Genomic DNA, 18,294 nt, shown 5'->3' with positions numbered 1-18,294 from the left:
CGGTCCTCTCACTACCGGTGTACCCGGATCGAGAGAGGTGTCAACCACGGTGAATGACCCTGTGGCGCAATGGTTATCAACGTCCGTGCGAACGTGTTTACCGACGTGCGTGCGAACGATCGCACACCACCCGGCGGTTCACAGCCGGATCAGCCGCCAATCCGAAGGCAGTCCCTGGATCGAGGCCTCGCTCCCGCTCGCTTCGATGGTGACGGTCGCCGGACCCAGCCGCAGGTCGGTGAGCCGGACCGTGCCCGCGCGCGCCGGCAGCCGCGGCGCGACGGTGAGCGTGCGCGCCGGCACATCCGGCAGCAGGCCGAGGAAGGACCGCATGAGCAGCAGCGGCGCCGCGCTCGCCCAGGCCTGCGGCGAGCACGACGTCGGATACGGCACCGGCATATGGAGATCGGCGCGGGCGAAACCACAGAACAACTCCGGTGGGCGCGCCCCGAATTCGAGAATCGCCTCCAGCAGTCCACCGGCCAGCCGCTCCGCCAGCTCCGTGGCCCCCGGAACATGGCTGTACCGCAGCAGTCCCGCGACCGTGATCGCCGTATCGTGCGGCCACACCGAACCGGTGTGATAGCCCATCGGATTGAACCGCCGCACCGTGGAGGACAGGGTGCGCAAGCCGAATCCGCTGTCGAGATCGGCGGCGCCGAGCCGGGCGATGAGTTCCTCGGCACGCTCGTCCGGGACGATACCGGTCCACAGGCAGTGGCCGTTATTGCTGGCCACGGCATCGACCTGCCGCTTCGACCCGTCCAGGGCGAGCGCGTAACAGCCGTGCCGGGGCATCCAGAACGCCTCGTCGAAACGCGCTCTGAGCGCCTCGGCCTGCGCCCGCAGTCGCGCCGCGGTCGCGCTATCGCCCGCCGACTCCGCCAGCTCGGCTCGCCCCAGCCGCGCCGCATGGACATACCCCTGCACCTCGCACAGCGCGATCGGCGGTTCGGCCAGGCGCCCGTCGGCGAATGCGATCGCGTCCCAGCTGTCCTTCCAGCCCTGATTGGCAAGTCCGCGATCGGTTTTGCGGCGGTACTCGACGAACCCGTCACCGTCGCTGTCGCCGTACCGGTCGATCCAGGCGAGCGCGGCATCGGCGGCGGGCAGCAGGGCCGTGAGCGCCGCGGCGTCCACGCCCCAGCGCCGGCATTCGGCCAGCAGCATGACGAACAGCGGAGTGGCGTCCACGGTGCCGTAGTAGACCGAACCGCCGAGCACCCGATCGCTGCCCGGACCGTACCGGCGCTCGTGCATGATCCGGCCCGGCTCCTCCTCGGTCACCGGATTCTCCTGTGTACCTTGCAGTTTCGCCAGCTGCCGCAGCGTCCCCAGGGCCAGGTCGGAGTCCAGCAGCAGCGCCATCCACGAGGTGAGCAGGCTGTCGCGGCCGAACAGCGCCATGAACCACGGCGCACCCGCGGCGACATAGGAGGTGCCGTCGGCCGGATCGTCCAGCCGCAGGGCGCCCAGATCGCTTTCGGTGCGCTGCAGAATGGCGTTCAATCCCGCGCCGCTGGCGGTGAGGCTGGTCGTGGTGGCGCGCCACCGGCGGATCTTGTACGCCGGACTGTCCTCGTCGCGCTCGTCGAAACTCATGGGCGCGGCCCGATGCCCGATGGCGGGCCGGCACTGGATCACCGTATGCCAGCAGCCCCGCCGCGGAATCACGATGTGCCACAGCAGTGTGCCCGGTTGGATGACCGGCTCGCCGTCGGCCTGAATGGCCACCTCGCGTCCCGGATCGGTGCGGTCGGTCAGCCGGAGGGTGTCCGCCGTGGCGGTGAGTTCGCAGCCGTGGCCGCTCACCCGGCCCTCCTTGACCGCGAACAGATCCGCGAAATCGGCGTCGACCTCCAGGGTGACCGTCATGGCGGTGTCCTCGTCACCGAGATTCTGGACGGTGACGATCTCGCGCATGCCCTCGCCGATCATGCGCCGCCGCTGCACCAGGACCGTGGCGTCGGCGACGCCGTGCGGCGGCGGCTTGCGCGCCACGAACCGCGCCCGGAACGGATCCCGCGACACCACCGAAAGCTGTTCCGGCGGTTGACCGTCCAGGCGCAGTTCCCAGCGGGTGAGCATCCGGGCATCGCGGTAGAACAGACCCTGCGCGGTGCCCGGATGAATATCGCCCAGCTGATCGGACAGGCAGAAGGTGCTCGATTCGACCAGTGTGACAACGCCGGTCCCGCCGTCGATCGGCGTCGGCGGGCCGGCGTTGAAGACGGTCATCGACGGCCGCTCCGCAACTGGGTGCCGCTGCGGCGCATGCCGTCCGGACCCGGGAGTCGATCCGTCCGGATGACCGCCGTCGCGGGGCGCACGCGCGCATCGGCCTTCGCGATCACCCGGCGGTAGGCCGCCGCATAGCCGCGGCCGAAGCTACCGGTGGAGAACAGTTCCTCGACCCGTTTGCGGCAGGCGTACGGATCGATCTCACCGGCGCGGGCGATGGCGTCCGGCAGCTCCTCGGGGCGATCGCAGATCCAGCCTGTCACACCGTGTTCCACCACTTCCTCGACCGCGCCGCCGCGCAGTGCGATCACCGGGGTGCCGCAGACCATCGCCTCGATCATGACGATGCCGAAGGGTTCCTCCCATCGAATCGGGAACAGCAGACACCGTGCGCCCGCGAGCAGTTGGCGCTTGGCCACCGCATCGGCCTCGCCGAACACGTCGTCGGTGTCGGTGAGCAGCGGGCGGACGGCCTCCTCGAAGAAGGCCTTCTCCGGCGGCTCGTTGCACTTGCCGGCCAGGATCAGCCGCAGCCCGGCCGTGTGCGCGGCCTCCAGGGCGAGGTGTGGGCCCTTGTAGGCGGCATAGCGGCCCAGGAACAATGCGTAATCGAGCTTTTCCGTGCGGAATGGCCATTCTTCGGGGCGAATCGCGTTGTGCACGCGGCCGATCCAATTCAGATCCGGCGCCAATCGGCGCTGCCGGTCGCTGATTGCGACCAGTTGTACGCTCCGGTCGAGCGATCGGTAGTAATTGTCCATTTCGGCATCTACCGGGCCGTGCACTGTCACCACGGTCGGGATTCCCAGCATTCGATAGGCTGCCGCATTGCCCGGTCCGGCAAAGGTATGGTCGTGCACGATGTCGATCGGGTCGGTGGCGTGCAATTCCTCGATGATCCGCCAGGCTTTCATCGCGTTGACGATCTCGGGGTAGGGCTCGCCCAGCCGATGGGTGAGCGTCTCGTCCCATACCGGGATGAATCGCGCGCGGGTGCCCGGGCGACCTGCACCGAGCAGCGTGACCCGATGCCCCTGATCCACCAGCTCATCGGCCAGGTGCGCGACGACCGCCTCGACGCCGCCGTAGCCGGCGGGCGGGATATCGAAGTACGGCGGAGCTACCAGCGCGATATGAAGAGAACGATTCTCCTCGATATTCGATCCCGCCTGGGTAGAATCGGCGGAACGCGGACTCAGCAAATTCAGAGCGTTCGCTATGGATGCCTTGTCCGAAATTCGGTAACTCATTTCAAAACTCCTCGTCGTTGAGGTTGAATTGAGCCAAACGTCACCCACTCTGGCACCGGGCCAACCGCTCGGCAAGGAAATATTCGGACTTCGACCGTATTCGTAACCGGATGGTTATATGTATGTTTATGCCGGTCGGGAACGGGTACAGCTAATAGTCCGCACCCGCATGAAAACTGCCGCTAGCAGGAATTGTGAAAATCCACAATCGGAGAGCTTCCCGGGCGTGTCGGCCGGTTTTGTGGACAGAATGAGCCGCATGGTTGGGACAGGGGGTCGGGCCGACGCGTGCGATACGAACGACAGGGGAGTGGAAGCTTCCGTGCCGGGAGTCGATATCGCGCGCTATCCGCTCGACGCACCGGGTAGCGAGCGGTGGCAGGCTGCCGTGCGAGCGGCGCGGGTCGAACTGGCGGCCGACGGCTGTTGTGTCCTACGCGGTTTCATCCGCCCGGACGAGCTGGCGACGCTGCGCGGCGAAGGCGTGGAACTGGCCCCGCACGCGTATTACACGGTGCAGCAGGTGAATGCGTACAACATCCCCCTCGACACCGAACTACCGCCCGACCATCCCGGCCGCATCGTGCTGCGCCGCGGAAACGCCTTCGTGGCACGCGACCTCATCCCACGCCAGGCACTCATCCAGCGCCTTTATACCGATGCGCGATTCCAGCGCTTCGTGGCCGATTGCTTCGGATTGAGCGAATTGCACGAGTACACCGACCCGTTGGCGGGACTCTGCCTCAATGTGGTCGCGCCCGGCATGTCGCATCCCTGGCATTTCGACACCAACGAGTTCACCGTCAGCATGCTCACCCAGGAACCGGAATGCGGTGGGGTGTTCGAGTATTGCCCCAATATTCGCTCGCGCACGGCTGAGAATCTCGGCGACGTGCACGCCGTGCTCACCGGCCACGGCGACCACCTCATCCGCCGGCTCGAGCTACGCCCGGGTGACCTGCAGTTGTTCCAGGGCCGCTTCTCCCTGCACCGGGTGGCCCCGGTCGGCGGGACCGTGCAACGACATTCGGCGATCTTCGCCTACAGCGATATCCGGGGCGTGATCGGCAGTGCCGAACGCTCCCGGCAGTTGTTCGGCCGGGTCCTACCGGACCATCTGGCCGCGGGCGGCGTCCGCGGCGATCGACTGCTCGACTGAGAGGGAACCAACACGTGCCGGTTTCGTTACACACCACCACCGGAAAAGCCTCGTTCGACGATATCTACGAGCGGCCGGACCCCCGCGCCTACTACGCCCGTATGTCCGAATTGGACTACCGGATACCGGAATTGGCCAAACCCCATTTCGAGCGGTTCATCGCCGACCATCGTGTCGCCACCGGCATCGCCGCACCCACCGTGCTCGATATCGGCTGCTCCTACGGTGTGAACGCGGCCCTGCTACGCCTGGATCTGACCATGGCGGAGCTGGCCGAGCACTATCGCGAATTCAGCGAGCCGGACGCCCGCACCGCGGACCTCATCGCCCACGATCGTGAGTTGCTGGCCGCCCGGGATCGATTGCCGGGCGTGCGGTTCCTCGGCATGGACGCCTCCAGCCCGGCCCTGGATTACGGTCGCGCCGCGGGCTTCCTGCACGGCACCGTGCACGCCGACCTGGAAGCCGCCGACCCCACCGAGGCGCAACGCCGCATTCTGGCGCGCGCGGACCTGGTCATCTCCACCGGCTGCGTCGGCTACATCACCGAGCGCACCCTGCTGCGCGTCGCCCGCGCACACGGCGGAAAACTGCCCTGGATGGCCCATTTCGTGCTGCGCATGTACAACTTCGAACCCATCTCCGCGCACCTGGCCGCGCTGGGCTACCGCACCGAACACGTACCCGGCCTGCACCGGCAGCGCCGCTTCGCCTCCGCCGACGAACAACAGCGCGTGCTGGACACCTTGGCCGCCAACGGGATCGACCCCGAAGGCCACGAATCCGACGGCTGGCTCTACGCCCAGCTGTATCTGTCGCGGCCGAAATTCAGCGTCGCCACCGAACACTGAGCGGTACACGGTAAACACGGCGCACGGTAAACATTGGGCGTCGCCGCACCGATGAACACTGCGGGATACATACCGATAGGGCATCGTCTACACAGACGTATCGGGAACCACACCTGGGTTTCCCCTGAAATGCTTCGACGAAGGTTACGGTGAAACGGTGGTACCAGCGAAGATCGTAATCGTCGGCGGAGGCTTCGCGGGTGTCGAGTGCGCCCGCTACCTGGAACGCCATCTGCGACCCGAAGAGGCATTCGTCCAACTCGTCACGCCCGACGCCGGATTGCTCTACCTGCCGCTGCTGCCGCAGGTCGCGTCGGGAGTGCTCAACCCACGCTCGATCTCGGTCTCGCTGCGCCGCGTGCTGCGCCGCACCGAGGTGGTGCCGGGCATGGCCATCGGTGTCGATCCCGAGACCCGGCAGTGCATCGTGCGCCGGCCCTCGGGCGGTGAACTCGCCCTCGAATACGACCACCTGGTGCTGGCCGCCGGATCCATCACCAAGACCTTCGACGTGCCCGGCCTGCACGAGCACGGTTTCGGCATGAAAACCTTGCCCGAGGCCATGTTCCTGCGCGACCACGTACTGCGGCAGCTGGATGTGGCCGCCGTGCGCGGCGAGGAGGACGAGGACCGGGAGCGGCTCAACTTCGTCACCATCGGCGCGGGCTACGCCGGCACCGAGACCACCGCCGTGCTCAACAAGGTCACCCAGGCCGCGGCCCGCCGCTACTTCCCGAAGCTCGAATCGAGCATGGTGAAGTGGCATCTGGTCACTCACGGCGACCGGATCATGCCCGAACTCGGCGAGCGGCTCGGCGCGAACTGCAAGCAGATCCTCGCCGAACGCGGCATCGAACTGATCTCCGGCGCCTCCGCCAAAGAGGTCACCGCGCACGGCGTCACCCTCACCAACGGGCGCTTCATCCCGACCCGCACGGTGCTGTGGACCACCGGCGTGGCGCCCAGCCCGCTGGCCGGGCACCTGGGCGCGGACACCGATCACGGCCGCATCGTGGCCTGCGCCGAACTCAGCGTGCCGAGCCAGCCGGGCGTCTGGGCGTGCGGCGACGCGGCGGCGGTGCCCGATCTCGCCGAGGGCGAGGGCAAGATCTGCGCGCCCACCGCACAGCACGCCATGCGCCAGGGACGGCATCTGGGCAAGAACCTCGCGGCCACGCTGCGCGGCCAGGAACTCGAGCCGTACAAGCATCCGGACCTGGGCATGGTGGTCGACCTCGGCGGCAAGGACGCGCTCGCCCGCCCGCTGAAGATCGGATTGCGCGGCATCCCAGCGCAATTCGTGGCCCGCGGTTACCACCTCATGGCCTTGCGGACCTTCGTCGCCCGCGCCCGGGTCGCCTTCGACTGGACCGTGCACGGCCTGAGCGGCGACGACTTCCTGCGGATCGGCTACGGCGACTACGGCACCCACACCATCGGCGGTTTCGAGCAGACCGGCTGCTACCTGGCCGTGGACGAGGTGCCGCTGCTGCTGAAGGCGCTCGATCAGTCGGCCTGATCGAGGGTTCGGGCCACTCGCACCGAAACTGTTGTGGCGCAGTAAAACAGCTTTCTCCCGCCCGGCGTGTCGGATTCCCGCGAATCCTGGCGCGCCGGGCGGTTCGATGACCAGAATGGTGCGTTGTGACTGTGACCGGGGGGCGGACACACATGCGCACGAGCGGGCTGCCCCGGACCCATCCATCGACCACGAGGACATTCCTTGAGCGACAGCACCTTCGCCTATGACGAGCAGCTGCCCCGCGTGCCGCTGCCAACCCTGGAGGAGAGCTGCACCCGGTTCCTGCACTGGTGCGCGCCACTGCTGAGCGGGGACCAATACGCCGCCACCGCTGCCACCGTCGAAGACCTACTGCGCCCGGACAGTCCGGCCCGCACCCTGCACGCCGACCTGCAACGCTACGACGCCGAACCCGGCGTGGGCAGCTGGCTCGACGAGTTCTGGCCCTCCCGCTACCTGGGCCGCCGCGATCGAATCGCGTTGAACGCCAACTTCTTCTTCCTCTTCCGCGACGACACCGTGCTGGCCGGCTCCACCACCGCCGACCAAGCCGAGCGCGCCGCCGCCCTGACCGCCGCCGCCGTCAACTACAAGCTGCGCCTGGACCGCGAAGAGATACCGCCGGCCACCCAGCGCGGGCAGCGACTCAATATGGCGCAGAACAAGTTCCTGTTCTCCGAGACCCGGATTCCAGGCGCGCCGCAGGACACCGTGCGCGTGCCCTACAGCCCGGAATGGCCCGGGCACTCCGAGGCCCGGCACATCATCGTGTTCTACCGCGGCAATATGTTCCGCATGGATGTCGTCGGGCCCAGCGGCATCCCCTACACCCCCGAAGACCTCGCCGCCGGACTGCGCGGGGTGATGAAGGCCGGCGCGCGGCGCGCGGCCACCAATGCTTCACCCGGGCACCTCACCAGCCTGGCGCGCGCCGAATGGGCGCCCGTCTACGCCGCGCTGCGTCCGCTCAATGCCGAGGCCTTCGACACCATCGAGACGGCCCTGTTCTGCATCAACCTGGAAGACTTCGCCCCGCGCAACGAACTGCACGCCTGCGACCAGCTGCTGCACGGCGACAGCGGTAACCGCTGGTTCGACAAGTCGGTCTCGTTCATCGTGTTCTCCGACGGGCAGGCCGGCATCAATGTCGAGCACTGCGGGCTCGACGGCACCACCATCCTGTCCTTCGTCGACACCCTGCTCGAGCAGAGCGTCGCCGACCACGCCGCGCAGGCCGGCGCACAGCCGCAGGGGCTGCCCGCCACCGAACCGGTCGAATTCACCCTCGGCCCCGAGAGCCGCACCGAGATCGCCTCGGCCGCAGCCTCGTTCGCCCAGTACGCGGCCGAGAACGCGACCACCACGGTGTCGTTCGACTTCGGCACCGGGCACATCAAGAAGCTCGGCGTCTCCCCGGATGCCTTCGCGCAGTTGAGTTATCAGCTCGCGCATCAGCGCAGCAAGGGGCTGATCGGGGCCACCTACGAATCCATCGCCACCCGCCAGTTCCGCAACGGCCGCACCGAGGCCATGCGCGTGGTCACCCCCGAGATCCTGGATTTCGTTGCGGCCATGGAGGACCCGGAGATCGACCGGGACCGCAAACTGGTGGCGCTGCGCACGGCCGCCGAGGCGCATGTGCGGCGCGCGCAGGAATGCCAGCGCGGTGACGCGCCGGAACAGCATCTGTGGGAGCTGGAATGGATCCAGCGCCGCCGCGGGGACAAGCTCGGCGCCACCGCCCCGATGGCCTTCTACGCCAGCCCCGGCTGGATCATCGCCCGCGACGACTACCTGAGCACCAGCTCGGCGCCGTCGGTCAATATCCGCTTCTTCGGTTTCGGATCGACCAGCCCGAAGTGCATCGGCATCGCCTACGTGCTGCTGCCCGACCGCTGGAACCTCTACCTCGCCACACCCAAGTCGGTGGCGGGGGAGATGCACAAGTTCGCCGAGCACCTGCGCGCGGCCGTCGCCGAGCTGGCCGACCTGCTGACCGTGTGAAATGACCGCGTGAACCACCGTGATGCGGGCCGGGCGCCCGCATCACGGCACCCGGCCGATAGGTACACACCGGGCGAATTGCGGGCCGTATGCGGCCGTCTGCGAGAATGGCTCACCGTGAAATCTTTCGAAGCCCTGTTCGCCGAGCTGCAGGATCGTGCCGCCAACCGCCCCGAGGGGTCCGGCACCGTCGCCGCCTTGGACGCCGGCGTGCATGCGCAGGGCAAGAAGGTGCTCGAGGAGGCCGGCGAGGTCTGGATCGCCGCCGAGTACCAGAGCGATGAGGAACTTGCCGAGGAGATCTCCCAGCTCCTCTACTGGACGCAGGTGCTGATGGTGGGTCGCGGACTGCGGCTCGAGGACGTCTACCGACATCTGTGACGCGACGACTCGCCGTACCCCCGGTACGGCCCGACTCCGAACGTCCCTGTCATTCACGTCCTCCCATCCGTCCCGAAAGGACACCCCATGCTTCGCGTCGCCGTCCCCAATAAAGGCGCCCTGTCCGAATCCGCCGTCGCCATCCTGTCCGAGGCGGGCTACCGCAAGCGGTCCGACTCGCGGGACCTGAGCGTCATCGATCCGGTCAACCAGGTCGAGTTCTACTTCCTGCGGCCCAAGGACATTGCCATCTACGTCGGCTCCGGCGAGCTCGACCTCGGCATCACCGGGCGCGATCTGGCGCTGGATTCCGGTGCGCCCGTGCAGGAACGGCTCTCGCTCGGCTTCGGCCGCTCCACCTTCCGCTATGCCGCGCCCGCGGGCCGCGACTGGAAGGTCGAGGACCTCTACGACAAGCGCATCGCCACCTCCTACCCGAACCTGGTGCTCAGGGACCTGCAGCGGCACGGCATCGAGGCCGAGGTCATCCGCCTCGACGGCGCGGTGGAGATCTCCATCCAGCTCGGCGTGGCCGACGCCATCGCCGATGTGGTGGGCTCGGGCCGCACCCTGCGCCAGCACAACCTGGTCGCCTTCGGCGAGACGCTGTGCGACTCCGAAGGTGTGCTGATCGAGGCCAAGGGCTCCGATCACCGCGACAAGGCGCGCAACCAGCTCGTGGCGCGCATCCAGGGCGTGGTGTTCGCCCAGCAGTACCTGATGCTGGACTACGACTGCCCGAAGGAGCTGCTGGACGCGGCCGTCGAGATCACCCCGGGCCTGGAGTCGCCGACGGTGTCCCCGCTCACCGATCCCGGCTGGGTGGCGGTGCGCGCGCTGGTGCCGCGCAAGAATGGCAACGAGGTCATGGACCAGCTCGCCGACCTCGGCGCCAAGGCCATCCTGGCCACCGACATCCGGTCCTGCCGCGCCTTCTAGGATTCGGTGTCGCCGGACGGGAAAGGCGGTGGGGTGCCACCGAATTCGGGGCACAGGTCCTTGAATTCGCAGAACTGGCACATCCAGCTGCGGTTGGGCGGGAAGTCTCCGGTCTCGGCGGCGGTCGTGATGGCCGCCCAGAGCGCGGAGACGATCCGCTCGAACCGGGCCAGCTCCTCGGCATCGGGCTCGTAGGTGAGGGTGGTGCCGTCGGCGAGGTACATGAGGCGTAGCTCGGCCGGCGCCGACCCGAACATGCGCATGAGCACCAGGGCGTAGAACTTCAGCTGGAACAGCGCCCTGGTCTCGTAGGCCACGCCGGGCGCCCGGCCGGTCTTGTAGTCGATGACCCGCAGCGCGCCGCCGTCGGTCCGGTCGATGCGGTCCACGATGCCGCGCAGCGGAGTGCCGTCGGCCAGTTCGGTTTCGATATAGGTCTCGCACGAGTCCGGTTCGAAACCGGCCGGATCCTCCAGCCGGAAGTACACCCCGACCAGCTCCTGTACTTCGGCCACGAAGGCGGGCAGGTCCTCGGCGGCAATCAGCTCGTCGACCTCCGGCCGCCCGGCCCGCAGTCGCTCCCACGCCGGGGCGATGAGGGTGAGCGCATGAGCCATATCGCGCTCACCGGCGGGCAGCCCGAACAACGCCTCCAGCACCGAGTGCACGAGCGTGCCGCGCACCGCGATCCGCGAGGGCTTCTCCGGAATCCGATCGATGGCCCGCAACCGGTACTTCAACGGACACTGTTTGAAATCGATTGCCCGCGAAGGGGAAAGCGCTGGGCCCCGTGGGGCCGAGCCCTCAGTCTCCGGGGTAGTGATCGCGGGTACCGACATACCTGGCAGGCTAGACGCACGCACCGACAAGGTGAGCACGAATTCGACGCGGCAATGTCACAGCACCTACTGCACTCGGCATGATGCGCTATCTACACAGAACGGAGATCCATGACGGCCAGACGGACCGGGCCTTTCCAGATCGGTGACCGGGTACAGCTGACCGACGCCAAGGGGCGCAAGTTCACGGTGATCCTGGAGGCGGGTAAGGAATTCCACACCCACGCCGGGCACATCAACCACGACGACCTCATCGGCTCCGACGAGGGCTGCGTGGTGAACTCCGCGAAGAACACCCCGTACCTGGCCCTGCGCCCGCTGCTCACCGATTACGTGCTGTCCATGCCGCGCGGTGCCGCGGTCATCTACCCCAAGGACGCCGCCCAGATCGTCCACGAGGGCGATATCTTCCCCGGTGCGAAGGTCCTGGAAGCCGGCGCCGGTTCCGGCGCGCTGACCTGCTCGCTGCTGCGCGCGGTCGGCCCCGAGGGCAAGGTCACCTCCTGGGAGATCCGCGAGGACCACGCCGAGCACGCGGTCAAGAACGTCGAGCGCTTCTTCGGCGAACGGCCCGAGAACTGGGAACTCACCCTCGGCGACGTCGCCGAGTACTCCGGCGAGCAGGTGGACCGGGTCATCCTGGACATGCTCAAGCCGTGGGACGCCCTGGAGGCGGTCGCCAAATCGCTCATCCCCGGCGGCGTGCTGCTGGTCTACGTCGCCACCACCACCCAGCTGTCCGAGGTGGTCGAGGCGCTGCGCCGCCAGCAGTGCTGGACCGAACCCCGCGCCTGGGAATCCATGGTCCGCGGCTGGCACGTGGTCGGCCTCGCCGTGCGCCCTGAACACCGCATGCAGGGCCACACCGCCTTCCTGGTGAGCGCCCGCCGCCTCGCCGACGGCGTGGTCGCGCCGCGCCCGCAGCGCCGACCCTCCAAGGGCTAGCCCGGAACCCGATCCGCGATACGAGGATTCACCCGGCAGTTGGTGTGCAGATAGCGTGCCCTGCCCTCGGAGAAGTCGTAGAGGGCGAGAGTCTGCGTGTCTTCCAGGGCATTTCGCGCGGGCAGCAGGAAATGCGTCTCGCTGACCGGTAGCAGGTCGTATTCGATGCGGTCCGGAGTGCCCAGCAGCCCGGCGCGCTCCGGATCCGTGACGAATGCCAGCCGCAGCCGCTCGCCGTCGGCGCTGACCTCGTAGTGCCCGCCGGGACGCCCGTACACGCCCGTGTACCGGCCGGGGTCCAGGCGCAGCAGCGGATCGGGGGCGGGCAGCTCCGGCGGGGCCGGGGCACCGAACTCGGGCAGGATGGTCTGGAAGACCTTCCTGGCGAAGGACTCTCGCGGCCCGCAATTGGTCAGCACCGCGACCGCGAGATCGTGCCCCGGCAGTATGCGCAGTCGCGCATTCTGCCCGATGGTGGTGCCGTCCGTGGCATAGACGGTCTCACCGTGCCAGTCGCAGATGATGAGACCCAGGGCCCACTCCGGTCCGAACATGTACGGATCCGGTACCGGGACACGGGAATCGGTCATCTCCCGCAGCATGTGCGGTGAGAGCATCCGGGTGCCGTCCGGCGCGCGACCGTCGGCGAGGAAGATATGCGCCATCGAGAGCACGTCCCGCACCGTGGAACTCACCGCGCCGCCGGGCCCGAACGCGCGCGGCAGATAGGGAATGGGCGAAACGATCGGCCCCTCGTCGAAAGACCGCAGGATATGCCCGGTGGCCGCCCGATCAGCGTCCGCCTCCGCGGGCAGGCAATCGGTGCCGGTCTGCCCGAGCGGTTCGAACACCCGCCGCCGCAGGATCTCGTGCCAGGGTGCGCCGTCGGCGACCTCCATGATCCGGGCGAGGATCGCGTACCCGAGGGCGGCGCTGTAGCCGTGCGTGTGGCCGAGCGGGAAGACCTGCGGCGCATCGGCGATGGCCGCGACCATGCGCGCGTAGACGTCCTCGTCCTCGCCGGCGTCGCCGTAGGATTCCTCGATGCCGTTGGTGTGATTCAGCAGATGCCTGGGTGTGACCGCGGCGCTCACCGACGGATCGGCGACGCGGAACGCGGGCAGATAGGTACGAACCGGTTCGTCCAGACTCACCCTTCCTTCGTCGGCCATCCGCAGAAAGGCCAGTGCGGTCCAGGTTTTCGTCATGGAACCGCACTGGTAGACGGTCTCCACGGTCGCGGGCGCACCCGTGCGCACATCGGTGACGCCGGTCGCGAACCCGGTGACCCGGCCGTGGTGCAGGATGCCGACCGCGGCGCTCGGGATCCGGTACTCCGTAAGCAGTTCCGCGACCCGGTCGCGCAGCGCGACCGGGTCGGTCATGGCGGTCATCGGCCTCAGCCCGCCAATCCGACCGCATTGGCGGCGTCGGCTTCGAGGTAGGTCGTGGCCGCGTGCGGCGCGGCGTATTCCTCGAGGAAGGCCGAGACCCGCGCGACCGCGTCCGCCGCGTCGAGGGCGATGATGTTGACGGCGGTACCGCCGTCCGTACTCGCCACCGCGAACGTCCATTTCGCGCCCGCGGGCAGTCGCCCGTGGGCTTTCTTCAGCGCGTTCCAGAATCCGGTGTTGTCGGTGACGGCGGAGACGGCGAGGACGTGGGTGCGATGTTGCTTGGATCGCATGTCTGACAACTCATTTCGTGGTATCGAGGGATTCGCGTACGTCGGCGAGCAGTGCGAGACGGTCGGCGCCCGCGGTGGTGAGGGCGCGGGGGACGGTGCCTACCTCGGCGAGCAGGATGCCGAGCAGGAGATGTGCCGGGCGCAGTTCGCGTTTCGGGGTCGAGGTGGCCATGCGCTCGATCGCGAGTTTGCCGGTGGCGCCGAGGCCGGGCTTGCGGTCGAAGCGAGGGACCGGGGGCAGGTCGGCCACGCGGGCGGTGACGCCGGCGACGGCGAGGCTCTCCTCGAATTCGCGATCCAGCGCCGCGCGGATGTCATCGTGGCCGAGTCCGGCCGCCCGCAGGATGCGCTGCGGTTCGGTGCCGTCCTGGGCGGCCACGCCGAGCAGCAGGTGCTGCGCTTCGACGGTGGCCGAGCCATCCTGCTGGGCCTCCTGCACGGCGCGCAGCAGCACCGCTTCGAAGTACTTGCCGAGGATCTTCTTGTCGATTGCGGGCATGATCAACGCCTCCTGAGCGCGACACCGGCGGCTATCAACCGGTGGATGTGTTTCTTGTGCACCGCCTGGCGCGTGACGCCGAGCGCCTCGGCCACTTGCGGCCAGCTCCAGCCGGCGCGCATGGCCTCCTCGACGGCGACGTCCTCGAGCCGATCGGCCAGGCGCCGCAGCGCCACGACGGCGGCGAGCCGACCGGCGGGGTCGGTGGAATCGGGGATATCCAGATCGGGCATGCGAGCAACTCTAGTTGACTAATCCAGCGCTAGTCAACCAATGTTGCTTAATGGGGAGGTGGGTCGAAATACGCGGGCGCGGAACGAAAAACGCCCCTCCGGCCGAGCCGGAAGGGCGTGTTCGGTGCGCCGGAGACCGGCGCCGCAAGATATATCCCTCAGCAGGGCGCCTTGCCCATGGCGAGGATCGTGCACGCGGTGCCCTCGGAGAGCTGCCAGCCCGCGGCGGAGTGCTGCCAGGTCATCGGCACGCCCGGCATGGTGCCGTGCGGGGAGACGATGGCCACCGAAGCATTCGCGTTGTCGCCGTTGGCCTGCACGTTCGACACGTTCCAGCCGATGGTCCCGTAGTTGGCCAGGCCCTGGTTCATCTTGTCCAGATTGCCGGTGTGCGCACCGCCGTTCACCATCAGCTGCGCCTTGTCACCGGCCGCGATGCCCGGGTCGGTGAACTTGGTCAGGGTCGACTGCAGATCGTCGGCCGAGGGCGCGGGCGTATCGGCGTGGGCCAGGCCCGCGCCGGAGATGAGGGCGGCGGTGGCGCCGAGGGTGGCCAGGGATAGTCGGGCGGAACGGGCGAACATCGGGGCTACGTGCCTTTCGGGGTGGTGGGCTTACTGGCAGGCCGCGCGCGCTGCTCCGAGCAGGGTGCAGGCGCCGGCGTCGGAGAGCTTCCAGCTGCCGTCGGTGTACTGGAAGCTCATGGGGACATCGGGCATGGTGCCGTGCGGGGACGTGATGGAGACCTTGGCGTCGGCCTTGGTCCCGTCCGTCTTGATGTCGCCGACCTTGTAACCGACCTGGTAGTTCGCCAGGCCCTGGTTCATGGTGTTGATATTGCTGATCCGCTTGTCGCCGTCGATGACGAGTTTTGCCTTGTCATCGGCCGATTTCGCGGGATCGGTGAAGGCCGTCAGGACGCCCTGGAGCTGGTCCGCGGTGGGCGCCGGCGCGGAGGAACTGGAAGCAGATTGCGAAGAACTCTTGTCGTTGGAGCTACAGCCGGTCAAAGTTGCGGTAACGGCTAGCGCCGCGGCAACGGTAGCTACGGAAACACGAAGCACCCGCGCGACGTTGCGCATACCGGTAGGACGACTGGTGGGAAGGAGCATCGACGGCACTCTTTCGGGCTACGGCCGGCTGTTAACTCGCCGGACACACGTTAGGGGAGGCTAACATGCTGGCCTGAATAGTGCGCCGCAGCCTAGATGTGATCACGACGAAACCATGTCGGAAAGCGAGAACGGTTAGAGCCCGGTAGCGTTGATAGACCGGGACTGGGAGGAGCAGCATCATGAGCCCCATCGAACATTCGGATTCGGCAGCCTGGAGGGAACTCGAGGCGGTACGTGCCGAGGCGGCTGCACTCCGGAGGCAACTCGCCGACACGCCGGATCGCACACGGGAATTGGAAGCGCGCGTCGATTCGCTGACGATTCGCAATACCAAACTGATGGACACCTTGAAGGAAGCGCGCCAGCAGCTGGTCGCTCTCCGCGAGGAAGTGGATCGCCTGGGCCAGCCACCCTCCGGCTACGGCGTCCTCATCGGCGTGTACGACGATCAGACGGTCGATGTGTTCACTTCCGGGCGCAAGATGCGGCTGACGTGTTCGCCGAATATCGACACCACCACCCTTGCTTACGGTCAAACCGTGCGTCTCAACGAGGCACTGACCGTCGTCGAGGCCGGGGTGTTCGAGGCCATCGGTGAAATCGGCACGCTGCGTGAGATTCTCGATGACGGGCGGCGTGCGCTCGTGGTCGGGCATGCCGACGAGGAGCGGGTGGTCTGGCTGGCCGGGCCCTTGGCCTCGCTCGTCGACGTCGATGATCTCGAAGATCCGGATCGCCCGATTCGCAAACTGCGGCCGGGAGATTCGCTACTCGTCGACACCAAGGCGGGTTTCGCGTTCGAGCGCATCCCCAAGGCCGAGGTCGAGGACCTCGTGCTGGAGGAAGTGCCGGACGTGGACTACGAGGACATCGGTGGTCTGTCGCGCCAGATCGAGCAGATCCGCGATGCGGTGGAACTGCCGTTCCTGCACAAGGATCTGTTCCGCGAGTACGCGCTGCGGCCCCCGAAGGGTGTGCTGCTCTACGGTCCTCCCGGTTGCGGTAAGACGTTGATCGCCAAGGCGGTTGCCAATTCCCTGGCCAAGAAGATCGCCGAGGCGCGGGGTGAGGATGCCAAGGAGGCCAAGTCCTTCTTCCTCAATATCAAGGGTCCCGAACTGCTCAACAAGTTCGTGGGCGAGACCGAGCGGCACATTCGGATCATCTTCCAGCGGGCTCGCGAGAAGGCGTCCGAGGGCACTCCGGTGATCGTGTTCTTCGACGAGATGGACTCGATCTTCCGTACTCGTGGTTCGGGCGTCTCGTCCGACGTCGAGACGACCGTGGTCCCGCAGCTGCTGTCGGAGATCGACGGTGTCGAGGGCCTGGAGAACGTCATCGTCATCGGCGCCTCCAACCGCGAGGACATGATCGACCCGGCCATCCTGCGGCCCGGCCGCCTCGATGTGAAGATCAAGATCGAGCGCCCGGATGCCGAAGCGGCGCAGGACATCTTCTCCAAGTACCTCACGGAGACGCTGCCGCTGCACTCGGAGGATCTGACCGAGTTCGACGGGGATCGCGGCAAGTGCGTGCAGGCCACCATCGAGCGTGTGGTGGACCGCATGTACGCCGAGAGCGATGACAACCGCTTCCTGGAGGTCACCTACGCCAACGGTGACAAGGAAGTCCTGTACTTCAAGGACTTCAACTCCGGCGCCATGATCCAGAACATCGTGGACCGGGCCAAGAAGTACGCCATCAAGTCCGTGCTCGAGACCGGCACCCCCGGCCTGCGCATCCAGCATCTCTACGATTCGATCGTGGACGAGTTCTCCGAGAACGAGGACCTGCCCAACACCACGAATCCGGATGACTGGGCCCGCATTTCGGGCAAGAAGGGCGAGCGGATCGTCTACATCCGCACGCTGGTCACCGGCAAGAACGCCAGCGCCAGCCGCGCCATCGACACCGAGTCGAACACCGGCCAGTACCTCTAGGCCGGCGGCGTAGATCGCAAAGTGCAAGGGGCTCGCTTCCTTTCGGAAGCGAGCCCCTTCGCTTGCCCGATGATAGCTACCGGTCAGCCGATGCCCGGAATGTAGCCCGGGAACACATAGTGGCCGACCCCGCCGCCCGGTGCGGACGACCCGGTGACATTCGGGAAGTTGGCCTGCAGGCGGACCAGCTGATGCGCGTTCCCGTCCCGGTCGGCCTGGAAGCAGGACATGGTCACCCCGTGGAACGAGGTGCACACCACGCGCGTGGTGTTGCCGTACGGCGAGGTGACGCGCATGCGATTGACCAGCGGGTTCCAGTAGTCCGGATCGGACGGGGTGAGGAATCCCTGCACCTCGTCGACCGAGATCGGGCTGTTGGGCTGCTGGACGGGCCAGTCGTCGGCGCTCGCGGTGCCCGTGCCCAGGGCAACGGCTGCGCCGGTGGCGGCGGTGGCAATGGCGATTCTGGTTACGCTCCGGGTGTTCATATGGTGTCTCCCCTCGTTCGAACTTCGATGGATGTTCGGCATCGTTCTGTGCATCGCTGAGAGTTCGCTGCGTGTAACAGTCTTGTTCCTGTGAGTGATCTGGCTCACCATAGCCCGGCTCGGGTGCCGAGCCTCACACGAGCGATAGCCGACGGCACGTCGCGCCTCGGAGATCGCTGTTATGCTCCCGTGCGGATCTAC

General features: G+C 67.3%; 18 protein-coding genes. 8 read left to right on the top strand and 10 right to left on the bottom strand.

Annotated elements, in window-relative coordinates; genetic code table 11:
- Positions 1-138 precede the first annotated feature (138 nt).
- Both ACIP5Y_RS27095 and ACIP5Y_RS27090 read right to left on the bottom strand, forming a co-directional pair.
- Positions 139-2,238, bottom strand: a complete 2,100-nt coding sequence (locus ACIP5Y_RS27095; RefSeq protein ID WP_400354119.1) for a glycogen debranching N-terminal domain-containing protein — start codon at positions 2,236-2,238, stop codon at positions 139-141.
- Complete coding sequence (locus tag ACIP5Y_RS27090; protein ID WP_400354117.1) at positions 2,235-3,491, bottom strand: glycosyltransferase family 4 protein; 1,257 nt, start codon at positions 3,489-3,491, stop codon at positions 2,235-2,237. Before ACIP5Y_RS27090 ends, ACIP5Y_RS27095 begins: the two co-directional genes overlap by 4 nt.
- A 310-nt stretch (positions 3,492-3,801) precedes the next feature.
- Between ACIP5Y_RS27090 and ACIP5Y_RS27085 the strand changes: the two genes are divergently transcribed.
- The 6 genes from ACIP5Y_RS27085 (at position 3,802) to hisG (ending at position 10,347) form a co-directional block, all read left to right on the top strand.
- A complete protein-coding gene (locus tag ACIP5Y_RS27085; RefSeq protein WP_400354115.1) occupies positions 3,802-4,650 on the top strand; it encodes an arpA protein in 849 nt (282 codons plus the stop codon).
- Positions 4,651-4,664: 14 nt separating this feature from the next.
- Positions 4,665-5,501: a class I SAM-dependent methyltransferase gene (locus ACIP5Y_RS27080; RefSeq protein WP_400354113.1), complete on the top strand. Its 837-nt coding sequence runs from the start codon at positions 4,665-4,667 to the stop codon at positions 5,499-5,501.
- Positions 5,502-5,658: 157 nt separating this feature from the next.
- Entirely contained in the window at positions 5,659-7,020 is a 1,362-nt protein-coding gene (locus ACIP5Y_RS27075) for an NAD(P)/FAD-dependent oxidoreductase (protein WP_400354112.1), read from the top strand.
- 204 nt (positions 7,021-7,224) lie between these two features.
- A complete protein-coding gene (locus ACIP5Y_RS27070; RefSeq protein ID WP_400354110.1) occupies positions 7,225-9,027 on the top strand; it encodes a choline/carnitine O-acyltransferase in 1,803 nt (600 codons plus the stop codon).
- 117 nt (positions 9,028-9,144) lie between these two features.
- Positions 9,145-9,408 (top strand): phosphoribosyl-ATP diphosphatase, encoded by a 264-nt coding sequence (locus ACIP5Y_RS27065; RefSeq protein ID WP_397011877.1) that lies wholly within the window; start codon positions 9,145-9,147, stop codon positions 9,406-9,408.
- Positions 9,409-9,495: 87 nt separating this feature from the next.
- The gene (hisG, locus tag ACIP5Y_RS27060; RefSeq protein WP_400354108.1) at positions 9,496-10,347 is read left to right on the top strand and encodes an ATP phosphoribosyltransferase; all 852 of its coding nucleotides are present in this window, start codon (positions 9,496-9,498) and stop codon (positions 10,345-10,347) included.
- On the opposite strand, the gene ACIP5Y_RS27055 is transcribed toward hisG, so the two are convergent.
- Positions 10,344-11,186, bottom strand: coding sequence for a RecB family exonuclease (locus tag ACIP5Y_RS27055; protein ID WP_400354107.1), 843 nt, complete (start codon positions 11,184-11,186; stop codon positions 10,344-10,346). The two genes, hisG and ACIP5Y_RS27055, sit on opposite strands and share 4 nt — an antisense overlap.
- Positions 11,187-11,297: 111 nt before the next feature.
- Between ACIP5Y_RS27055 and ACIP5Y_RS27050 the strand changes: the two genes are divergently transcribed.
- Positions 11,298-12,131 (top strand): tRNA (adenine-N1)-methyltransferase, encoded by an 834-nt coding sequence (locus tag ACIP5Y_RS27050; RefSeq protein ID WP_400354105.1) that lies wholly within the window; start codon positions 11,298-11,300, stop codon positions 12,129-12,131.
- Here ACIP5Y_RS27050 and ACIP5Y_RS27045 read toward each other — a convergent pair.
- The 6 genes from ACIP5Y_RS27045 to ACIP5Y_RS27020 all read right to left on the bottom strand — a co-directional run bounded on the left by ACIP5Y_RS27045 (position 12,128) and on the right by ACIP5Y_RS27020 (position 15,662).
- Positions 12,128-13,525, bottom strand: a complete 1,398-nt coding sequence (locus ACIP5Y_RS27045; RefSeq protein ID WP_400354104.1) for a serine hydrolase domain-containing protein — start codon at positions 13,523-13,525, stop codon at positions 12,128-12,130. The genes ACIP5Y_RS27050 and ACIP5Y_RS27045 overlap by 4 nt on opposite strands.
- 5 nt (positions 13,526-13,530) lie before the next feature.
- On the bottom strand, positions 13,531-13,818 hold the full coding sequence (locus tag ACIP5Y_RS27040; RefSeq protein WP_400354102.1) for a hypothetical protein: 288 nt from the start codon (positions 13,816-13,818) through the stop codon (positions 13,531-13,533).
- A 10-nt stretch (positions 13,819-13,828) separates the two neighbouring features.
- A complete protein-coding gene (locus tag ACIP5Y_RS27035; RefSeq protein ID WP_400354100.1) occupies positions 13,829-14,317 on the bottom strand; it encodes a Clp protease N-terminal domain-containing protein in 489 nt (162 codons plus the stop codon).
- A gap of 2 nt (positions 14,318-14,319) precedes the next feature.
- Entirely contained in the window at positions 14,320-14,550 is a 231-nt protein-coding gene (locus tag ACIP5Y_RS27030; protein WP_400354098.1) for a helix-turn-helix domain-containing protein, read from the bottom strand.
- A 158-nt stretch (positions 14,551-14,708) separates the two neighbouring features.
- The gene (locus ACIP5Y_RS27025) at positions 14,709-15,134 is read right to left on the bottom strand and encodes a hypothetical protein (RefSeq protein ID WP_400354097.1); all 426 of its coding nucleotides are present in this window, start codon (positions 15,132-15,134) and stop codon (positions 14,709-14,711) included.
- A gap of 30 nt (positions 15,135-15,164) precedes the next feature.
- Entirely contained in the window at positions 15,165-15,662 is a 498-nt protein-coding gene (locus ACIP5Y_RS27020; RefSeq protein WP_400354095.1) for a hypothetical protein, read from the bottom strand.
- Positions 15,663-15,844: 182 nt separating this feature from the next.
- Here ACIP5Y_RS27020 and arc point away from each other — a divergent pair, with 182 nt between their 5' ends.
- Positions 15,845-17,605: a proteasome ATPase gene (gene arc / locus ACIP5Y_RS27015; protein ID WP_397011895.1), complete on the top strand. Its 1,761-nt coding sequence runs from the start codon at positions 15,845-15,847 to the stop codon at positions 17,603-17,605.
- 83 nt (positions 17,606-17,688) lie between these two features.
- Here arc and ACIP5Y_RS27010 read toward each other — a convergent pair whose 3' ends face one another.
- On the bottom strand, positions 17,689-18,093 hold the full coding sequence (locus ACIP5Y_RS27010; RefSeq protein WP_400354093.1) for a hypothetical protein: 405 nt from the start codon (positions 18,091-18,093) through the stop codon (positions 17,689-17,691).
- Positions 18,094-18,294 lie beyond the last annotated feature (201 nt).

Source organism: Nocardia sp. NPDC088792, from assembly GCF_044750615.1.
In the GTDB taxonomy this organism is placed as follows: Bacteria; Actinomycetota; Actinomycetes; order Mycobacteriales; family Mycobacteriaceae; genus Nocardia.
This window is presented reverse-complemented; position numbering and strand designations above follow the sequence as displayed.

Bases quoted from the DNA above. Each gene is read 5' to 3' on its own strand.
- ACIP5Y_RS27095 (WP_400354119.1), bottom strand. From the start codon at position 2,238: ATGACCGTCTTCAACGCCGGCCCGCCGACGCCGATCGACGGCGGGACC.
- ACIP5Y_RS27090 (WP_400354117.1), bottom strand. From the start codon at position 3,491: ATGAGTTACCGAATTTCGGACAAGGCATCCATAGCGAACGCTCTGAAT.
- hisG (WP_400354108.1), top strand. From the start codon at position 9,496: ATGCTTCGCGTCGCCGTCCCCAATAAAGGCGCCCTGTCCGAATCCGCC.
- ACIP5Y_RS27055 (WP_400354107.1), bottom strand. From the start codon at position 11,186: ATGTCGGTACCCGCGATCACTACCCCGGAGACTGAGGGCTCGGCCCCA.
- ACIP5Y_RS27050 (WP_400354105.1), top strand. From the start codon at position 11,298: ATGACGGCCAGACGGACCGGGCCTTTCCAGATCGGTGACCGGGTACAG.
- ACIP5Y_RS27045 (WP_400354104.1), bottom strand. From the start codon at position 13,525: ATGACCGCCATGACCGACCCGGTCGCGCTGCGCGACCGGGTCGCGGAA.
- ACIP5Y_RS27040 (WP_400354102.1), bottom strand. From the start codon at position 13,818: ATGCGATCCAAGCAACATCGCACCCACGTCCTCGCCGTCTCCGCCGTC.
- ACIP5Y_RS27035 (WP_400354100.1), bottom strand. From the start codon at position 14,317: ATGCCCGCAATCGACAAGAAGATCCTCGGCAAGTACTTCGAAGCGGTG.
- ACIP5Y_RS27030 (WP_400354098.1), bottom strand. From the start codon at position 14,550: ATGCCCGATCTGGATATCCCCGATTCCACCGACCCCGCCGGTCGGCTC.
- ACIP5Y_RS27025 (WP_400354097.1), bottom strand. From the start codon at position 15,134: ATGTTCGCCCGTTCCGCCCGACTATCCCTGGCCACCCTCGGCGCCACC.
- ACIP5Y_RS27020 (WP_400354095.1), bottom strand. From the start codon at position 15,662: ATGCTCCTTCCCACCAGTCGTCCTACCGGTATGCGCAACGTCGCGCGG.
- arc (WP_397011895.1), top strand. From the start codon at position 15,845: ATGAGCCCCATCGAACATTCGGATTCGGCAGCCTGGAGGGAACTCGAG.
- ACIP5Y_RS27010 (WP_400354093.1), bottom strand. From the start codon at position 18,093: ATGAACACCCGGAGCGTAACCAGAATCGCCATTGCCACCGCCGCCACC.